The sequence below is a fragment of the Mycobacterium sp. ZZG genome (assembly GCF_054786995.1).
Genome location: NZ_JBTBFV010000032.1, coordinates 55,877 through 63,773, shown reverse-complemented (window position 1 = coordinate 63,773; position 7,897 = coordinate 55,877). Strand labels below are relative to the sequence as shown.

The window sequence follows — 7,897 nt, the reverse complement described above, 5'->3', positions numbered from 1 at the left end:
GAAACATCGAGTCACGGCCGCTCTTGGCCGAGCCGCCGGCCGAATCACCCTCCACCACATACAGTTCCGACTTGCTCGGATCGGTGGACCGGCAGTCGGCCAGCTTGCCGGGCAGGCCGCCGATGTCGGTGGCACTCTTGCGCCGGACCAGATCACGAGCCTTGCGGGCTGCGGCTCGGGCCTGCGCGGACGAAACCGCTTTGTTGACAACGGTCTTCGCTTCAGCGGGGTTTGCCTCAAACCAGTGGCTGATCTGTTCGTTGCAGATCTTCTGGACGAACGACTTGACCTCGGTGTTGCCGAGCTTGGTCTTGGTCTGACCCTCGAACTGCGGCTGGGACACCTTGACCGAGATGACCGCGGCGAGCCCTTCGCGGATGTCCTCACCGGTGAGGTTCGGATCCTTGTCCTTGAGCAGCTTCTTGTCCTTGGCGTACTTGTTGACCACCGAGGTCAGTGCCGCGCGGAAACCCTCCTCGTGGGTGCCGCCCTCGTGGGTGTTGATGGTGTTCGCGAAGGTGTGCACCGATTCGGAGTAGCCGGCGTTCCACTGCATCGCGATCTCGACCTCGTGGCCCTCGCCCTTGCCCTCGAAATCGATCACGCTGGGCTGGATCGGCGTCTTGGTGCGGTTGATGTGCTTGACGAAGTCCACCAGACCGCCGGGGTAGTGGAAGACCCGGTGCTTGACCTTGTGTGGTGCGGCGGCCTCGGCGGCCTTCTCCTCGGCGGACTTGGGTGCCTCGGCGTGGTCGCTGACGACGTCGTCGACAACCTCTTCGGGCGCGACCCGCTCGTCGGTCAGCTCGATGGTCAGCCCCTTGTTCAGGAACGCCATCTCCTGCAGCCGGCGCGCGATGGTCTCGAAGTCGTAGTTGGTGGTCTCGAAGATGTCCGGATCGGCCCAGAACCGGATCGTGGTGCCGGTCTCCTTGGTCTTCTCACCCTGCTTGAGAGTGCCGGGAACCGAGCGGTCATAGGTCTGGAACCACTCGTAGCCGTCCTTGCGGATGTCGGCCTCGAGCCGGGTCGACAACGCGTTGACCACCGACACACCGACGCCGTGCAGACCACCGGACACCTGGTAGGCGCCCTCTTCGAACTTGCCGCCGGCGTGCAGCACCGTCATCACGACGTCCACGGTCGGAATACCTGTGGCGTGCATGGCGACCGGGATGCCGCGGCCGTCGTCAGTGACCTGGACGCCGCCGTCCTCGAGGATCCTGACGTCGACCTTGGTCGCGAAGCCCGCCATCGCCTCGTCGACCGCGTTGTCGACCACCTCCCAGATAAGGTGGTGCAGACCGCGCTCACCGGTCGAACCGATGTACATGCCCGGACGCTTACGCACCGCTTCCAGGCCCTCGAGGACCTTGATGGAATCGGCGCCGTACTCAGCCGGAGCGTTCTTCTTCTGGGCAGCCACGTTGGACGCGTCTCCTTGGTCTTTAGCGGTCTTCAGCGGGATTGCCGACTAAGGGGTCGACGGTCCCTCGCGGATCACCGTGACAGTCTACCTTTACGCACCGTCAGGACCGATTCTGTAGCGGCGTTTCCACATAGCTAAACGCGACGTGCGCGGAATTTCTCGGGCGAAGATAGGTCTTGACGGCGTGGAAAGCGCCCGGCCGTGTTCTGGCGGCTCTGAGGCTACCCCCGAACCCGCTCAGCCGTAGGTGTCGCGCGGACCGCGGCCGGGCACGCTGTACGGGCCCTTCCGCCAGGACGGGCCGACCGGACCGACGATCTTCAGGGACGTGACCACCCCGTCACCGACCGCGGCGGCGATCTTGGCCAGAATCTGTGCCTGCACCATCCTGAGCTGGGTCGCCCACGCGGTGGATTCCGCCGAGACCGCCAGCACACCGTCGTGCAGGGCCGTCGGGGCGGCATGCGCGGCGATCTGTTCCCCGACCACCGCACGCCACCGCCCGAAGACCGCACCCTCGGCGACCCGGGCCGACCAGCCGCGGCTGCGGGCCACCTCGCCGGTGAGCGCGCCGAACAGCTGCGGGTCCCGGCTGTCGGGTCCGGGTCCGGACCATCGCCGGCGGCCGCTGCCCGCGACGCGGCGTGCGGCGGGGGAGTGCCGGCCCCGCCCGACGTTCTTGCCCTGCTGACGGGCGGCCCCGCGGGCCTCCTCCAGCGTGCGGCGCACCAGATCCATCCCTTTGAGCCCCTCGAGATGGGCCGGCGGACCCGGCGTCTCGTCGTCGGCGCTCATGTCTGCACCACCGACACCCGACCGCCGTCGCTGTCCTGCATCGTGATCTCGACGCGGCGGGCGTCCCACGCGGCCGGGATGTCCTCGTGGACGGCCGCGGTGACGAGCACCTGCTCGGCCGAGGCGGCGACCTGGGCCAGCGCCTGGCGCCGCGCGCTGTCGAGTTCGGCGAACACGTCATCGAGCAGCAACACCGGATCACCTCCCTCTGCGCGCAGCAGTTCGTACGCCGCCAACCGTAACGCCAGCGCCATCGACCAGGACTCGCCGTGGCTGGCGAAACCCTTGGCAACCTGATCCCCCAGGCGCAGCTCCAGATCATCGCGGTGGGGACCGACGAGACAGACCCCGCGTTCGAGCTCGGCATCGCGGCGCCGGCTCAGCGCGTCCAGCAACGCCGCCTCGAACACCTCCACATCACTGTTGCCTGCCGCGGCCTCAGCCTCGACCACCTCGACCCCACTGCGGTACCGGATCGCCGCGGGCCGCGACGCCGGGGCCAGCAACTGGTAGGCCTTCTCCACCTCGGCGGCCAGTTCGTTCACCAATTGCACTCGGGCCGTGATCAATTGGGCACCGTGATGAGCCAGGTGGCCGTCCCACACGTCGAGTGTCTCGAGTGCGCCGCGGTCTGCGCGCAACCGTGCGCCGGACGCGGTCTTGAGCAGCGCGGTGCGTTGACGGACCACCTTGTCGTAATCGGCCCGCACCCCCGCGACCCGGGGACGCCGCGTGGTGGCCAACTCGTCGAGGTAGCGCCGGCGCTCACTGGGATCGCCGCGCACCAACGCAAGGTCCTCCGGTGCGAACAGCACCGCGCGCAGAACCCCGAGGATCTCGCGGGCTGACCGAACGGGGGAGCGGTTCAACCTGGCCTTGTTCGCCCGGCCGGAGGTGATGTCGAGGTCGACGGCCAGTTCCCGGCCTTCATTGACAACGATCGTGGAGACGACGGCGCGGTCGGCTCCGGCCCGGATCAACGGTGCGTCGGAAGCCACCCTGTGTGACCCGAGAGTGGACGAATACCAGAGCGCCTCAACAAGATTCGTCTTACCGAAACCGTTGGGTCCGACGAAGACCGTTCGCCCGGGAGTCAGCTCGAGCTCCACCCGGGCCCACGACCGGAAGTCGGTCAGCGCCAGGTGACGTACGTACACCGGTACACCTCGGTCAACCTGACTCACTGACGCGTTGGACGGCGTGGCCGCCGAACTGATTCCGCAGTGCCGCAACAGCTTTCATCGTCGGAGACTCGTCCTGGCGGGACAGGAAGCGGGCGAACAGGGACGCCGCGATGCCCGGGACGGGCACCCGCAACCGGATGGCCTCCTCGACAGTCCACCGGCCCTCACCGGAATCCTCGGTGTAACCGCTGATCCCGGCGAGGCCGGGATCCTCTTTGAGCGCCTTGGCCAACAGCTGCTGTAGCCAGGACCGCACCACCGTGCCGTTCGTCCAGGCTTGGTACACCGCCTGAGGGTCCTTCACGAGGTCCTCGGCGGCCAGCAGTTCGTAACCTTCGGCGTAGGCGGTCATCAGCGCGTACTCGATGCCGTTGTGCACCATCTTGGCGAAATGGCCGGCGCCGACGGGGCCGGCGTGGACGAAACCGTCCTCCCGCGGTCCGGGCGGGCGCAGCGTCTCGAAGATCGGCATCGCCCGCTCGACGTCGGCATCGCTGCCGCCGACCATCAGCCCGTAGCCTTCGGTCAATCCCCAGATGCCACCGGAGACTCCCGCGTCGATGAACGCAATTCCATTCTGCGCCAACAATTCCGCGTGCGGTGCGTCCTCGGTGTACCGAGAGTTTCCGCCGTCGATCACCAGATCGCCCTCGCCGAGAACTCCGGCGAGGGCGGTGATGGTGCTGTCGGTCACCGTGCCTGACGGCACCATCACCCAGACCACCCGCGGCGATTCCAGTCGATCGGCGAGTTCCTCCAGGGAGGCCACATCGGACACTGCGGGTCTCGGATCGTAACCGACCACGTCGTGGCCGCCGTCGCGTAGACGGGCACGCATGTTGAAGCCCATCTTGCCGAGACCGATCAGACCCAGCTGCATGACACCGCCTTTGTCGTGAGGGTGTGCCGGATCAGCCGGGAAGGCGGACCGGCATCAACAGGTACACGTAGTCGGTCTGCGCCGCCGGGAACGGACCGCTGCCGGCGGCCGCGTCGTCCTCACCCGCCGGCCGCAGCACCGCGGGACGGCTCGGGGTGGTGAATCCGAACGTGACCCGGTCGGCGTGCAGAGAGCTGAGCCCATCGGTCAGATAGGTCGGGTTGAACGCGATGGTCAGCGGATCACCGGAGAACTGCACCGCAAGATCCTCTTCGGCGCGGCCGACGTCATCGGCGCCGGCTGACAGACGCAGCACGTCGTCGGCGAATTCCATGCGAACCTGGGCGCCCCGGTCGGCCACCAGAGCCACACGCTTGATCGCCTCGGTGAGCTCGGCGACACCGATGGTGGCCACGGCAGTGTGCTCGGTGGGGAGCAACTGACGGAACTTCGGGAACTCGGCATCGAGCAGGCGGGTGGTGCTGCGCTTGCCCTTGCTGCGAATACCGAGCAGACCTTCCTTGCCTACGCTCGGACCCGAGCCCAGGGACAGGTGCACCTCCGCACCGTCGGTGCCGGCCTTGGCCGCCTCGGCCAGTGTCTTCGCCGGCACCAGGACCGCAGCCTCGATCCCCGCTGCGCTGGTGGACCAGGTCAGCTCGCGCACCGCCAGGCGGAAGCGGTCGGTGGCAGCCAGCACCACCTTTTCACCCGAGATCTCCACGCGGATGCCGGTGAGCATGGGCAGGGTGTCGTCACGGCCCGCCGCCACGGCGACCTGGCCGATGGCCTCGGCGAACAGGTCCGACGACACCACGCCGGTCTCGTCGGGCAGCGTCGGCAGGGTCGGGTAATCCTCGACTGCCATCGTGGGCAGCGAGAACCGGGCGCTACCGCAGGTCAGCGACACCCGGGTGCCCTCGACGCTGACGTCGACCGGCTTGGCCGGCAGGGCCCGGACGATGTCGGACAGCAGCCGACCGGACACAAGAACGCTTCCCGGAGAAGCGATTTCGGCCGGAATCTGCACCTCGGCGGAAACCTCGTAGTCAAATCCGGAGACCGTGAGACCCTCGTCGGAGCCGGTGAGCAGCACGCCCGCCAGCACAGGCACCGTCGGTCGGGAGGGCAGGTTACGCGCGACCCACGCAACTGCGTCGGCGAAGTCCTCGCGAGTCAGCCGGAATTTCAGATCCGTCAGACCAGCCGTTGTCGCCACGTTCATAGCGTCCCTTCGATGCACACCCCGACAAAGCTATAACCAGCGGTTTCGGCGCAGGCGCACGACATGCCTGCCGGGCACGCGGCGACGACCGGAACGGCTGTCGATGAACCACCGTAGAGCTTTCAGCTCCAACTTGAAAGCTAAACGATCGGGCTGACACGCAGGCCCGGGAGGGCGTGCCGGGCCGGTGGATCACAACTTTCCCCAGAGGCCTTCTTTTAAAAGAAATCTAGGGATATATACGAGTATCAGTAATAGGTGCTGTGCACATTGGGGATAACGTCGGTTCGGCGCAGGCCAGCGGCGTGGTGACGGTGTGAGCAGCCTGGGGAGTTCTGCCGAACCGTCCGGGACGGTCTGGGGATGGGGCCGATGCTGGGGAGAATCCCGGGCAGTTGTCAGGGGTTGACCTCAAGTTGTGCACAGCCCGGTGCACAGCCGGCGTTGTGATTGTTGGGGCCGCGGGGACAGAAGATTTTCGGCTGGGCCGGCCCCGGCCGTGCGACACGCGGGACGCGACACGCAGGAATGAGCGTTGGGAACGCCGCGCGAGATCTCGCCGTCGGCCGCGGAACACACCGCCCCAGACCACGAAGTAGACGGCGAGAGAAGAGCGCAGAGAACCCGTCAGCGCTTCGCGCGTTGCCGGATGCGGGTGGTGAGTTCTTTGACGTGGTCGAAGACCTCGCGACGTTCGGCCATCTCGGCGCGAATCTTCTTCTCCGCGTACATCACCGTGGTGTGGTCGCGGCCGAACGCCTGGCCGATCTTGGGCAGCGAGAGGTCGGTGAGCTCGCGGCACAGGTACATCGCGATCTGCCGGGACTGAGCCAGCGCGCGGGTCTTGCCGGGACCGCGCAGTTCCTCGACGCTGGTTTCGAAGTACTCGGCGGTGGCGGCCATGATCGCGGCGGTGCTGATCTGCATCGTGGTGGGATCGGAGATCAGGTCCCGCAGCACGATCTCGGCCAACGATTTGTCGATCGGTGTCTTGTTCAGCGAGGCGAACGCGGTGACGCGGATCAGCGCACCCTCCAGTTCGCGGATGTTGCGCTCGATCCGGCTGGCGATGAGTTCCAGCACGTCGCCGGGCACGTCGAGCCGATCCATCTGAGCTTTCTTGCGCAAGATCGCAATTCGCGTCTCAAGCTCGGGTGGTTGCACGTCGGTGATCAGGCCCCACTCGAACCGGGTGCGGAGTCTGTCCTCCAGCGTGGCTAGCTGTTTGGGCGGCCGATCGGACGAGATCACGATCTGCTTGTTGGCGTTGTGCAGCGTGTTGAAGGTGTGGAAGAACTCCTCCTGGATGCCGTCCTTGCCTTCGATGAACTGGATGTCGTCGACCAGCAGCACGTCAATGTCGCGGTAGGTGCGCTTGAACGATGCGCGGCGGTCATCGCGGAGGGAGTTGATGAAGTCGTTGGTGAATTCCTCGGTGGAGACGTACTTGACCCGCATGCCGGGGAACAGCCGCTGCGCGTAGTTACCCGCGGCGTGCAGCAGGTGGGTCTTGCCCAGTCCGGACTCACCCCAGATGAACAGCGGGTTGTAGGCACGGGCCGGCGCCTCGGCGATCGCCAGGGTGGCCGCGTGCGCGAAACGGTTGGATGCGCCGATGACGAAGGTGTCGAACGTGTAGCGACGGTTCAGGTTCACCGAGGTGCTGTCGTCCTCGGCGGCCCGGTTGGCGCGGTTGGAGAAGTACGTCGGCCAACTTTCCTCGGCGCTGGCCCGGGCCGCGAGATCGTCGTCGACGACGTCCTCGTCGGGGTCGGGCGCAGAGACCGGAGCCGTGGTTGCGGCGAACCCGTCGTCGTCAATGTCGTCGGGGACCGGGTCGGCGATGCGGACACCGAGTTCCACCCGCTGTCCGAGCTGGCGGCTCAACGCCGCGACGATCGGCTCGCGCAGGTGACGTTCGATCTCGTTCTGGACGAACGGTGTCGGTACCGACAACAACGCGAAGCCCTCGGTGATCACCAGCGGTTTGACCAACTTCAGCCAGGCCCGCTGCTGCGGGGTCAGCGACCCGTTCCCGACGCCGTCGGCGCCGTTGAGTTCGGTGACGACGTTGTCCCAGATCGAGACGAAGGGGGGGTCGGGGTCAGTGCTCACCGACGCTCACCCCCTTTGTGGTCCCTGCGGGGACGTGCCATAGGACGGCGACAAACTGTCCACAAAGTTATCCACAGGTTGTGGAAAGAGGAAGCTCGTCGCCGTCTTGTTGTCTCGCGGCCAGGACACCTGGGTGCCGGAGCTCATCACGGTGCGGTCAGTGGGCTCGCGACGGAGGGTTGGCGTCCTCGCTTGGTTGTCTTGCGCCGATCCGGCGTGGAATCGGCACTGCCAGAAGCTAACAGTTTTCTCTCCGGGTGCCAACAGTT

At 66.5% G+C, this 7,897-nt stretch carries 6 protein-coding genes; all 6 read right to left on the bottom strand.

Going from position 1 to position 7,897, the window contains the following annotated elements:
- The coding region (locus ACXMYJ_RS18025) for an ATP-binding protein (protein WP_460358151.1) at positions 1–1,426 on the bottom strand (1,426 nt) is incomplete at its 3' end.
- Between the two features lie 240 nt (positions 1,427–1,666).
- Positions 1,667–2,224 (bottom strand): DUF721 family protein, encoded by a 558-nt coding sequence (locus tag ACXMYJ_RS18020; protein ID WP_460358148.1) that lies wholly within the window; start codon positions 2,222–2,224, stop codon positions 1,667–1,669.
- The gene (gene recF / locus ACXMYJ_RS18015; RefSeq protein ID WP_460358145.1) at positions 2,221–3,381 is read right to left on the bottom strand and encodes a DNA replication/repair protein RecF; all 1,161 of its coding nucleotides are present in this window, start codon (positions 3,379–3,381) and stop codon (positions 2,221–2,223) included. The genes ACXMYJ_RS18020 and recF overlap by 4 nt, the downstream gene beginning before the upstream one ends.
- A gap of 13 nt (positions 3,382–3,394) precedes the next feature.
- On the bottom strand, positions 3,395–4,288 hold the full coding sequence (gene gnd / locus ACXMYJ_RS18010; RefSeq protein ID WP_260756125.1) for a phosphogluconate dehydrogenase (NAD(+)-dependent, decarboxylating): 894 nt from the start codon (positions 4,286–4,288) through the stop codon (positions 3,395–3,397).
- Positions 4,289–4,319: 31 nt separating this feature from the next.
- The gene (gene dnaN, locus ACXMYJ_RS18005) at positions 4,320–5,513 is read right to left on the bottom strand and encodes a DNA polymerase III subunit beta (protein WP_260756124.1); all 1,194 of its coding nucleotides are present in this window, start codon (positions 5,511–5,513) and stop codon (positions 4,320–4,322) included.
- A 627-nt stretch (positions 5,514–6,140) separates the two neighbouring features.
- Positions 6,141–7,628, bottom strand: a complete 1,488-nt coding sequence (gene dnaA, locus ACXMYJ_RS18000) for a chromosomal replication initiator protein DnaA (protein WP_260756123.1) — start codon at positions 7,626–7,628, stop codon at positions 6,141–6,143.
- Positions 7,629–7,897 lie beyond the last annotated feature (269 nt).

Coding starts and splice junctions, on each gene's coding strand:
- ACXMYJ_RS18020 (WP_460358148.1), bottom strand. CDS start 2,224: ATGAGCGCCGACGACGAGACGCCGGGTCCGCCGGCCCATCTCGAGGGG.
- gnd (WP_260756125.1), bottom strand. CDS start 4,288: ATGCAGCTGGGTCTGATCGGTCTCGGCAAGATGGGCTTCAACATGCGT.
- dnaN (WP_260756124.1), bottom strand. CDS start 5,513: ATGAACGTGGCGACAACGGCTGGTCTGACGGATCTGAAATTCCGGCTG.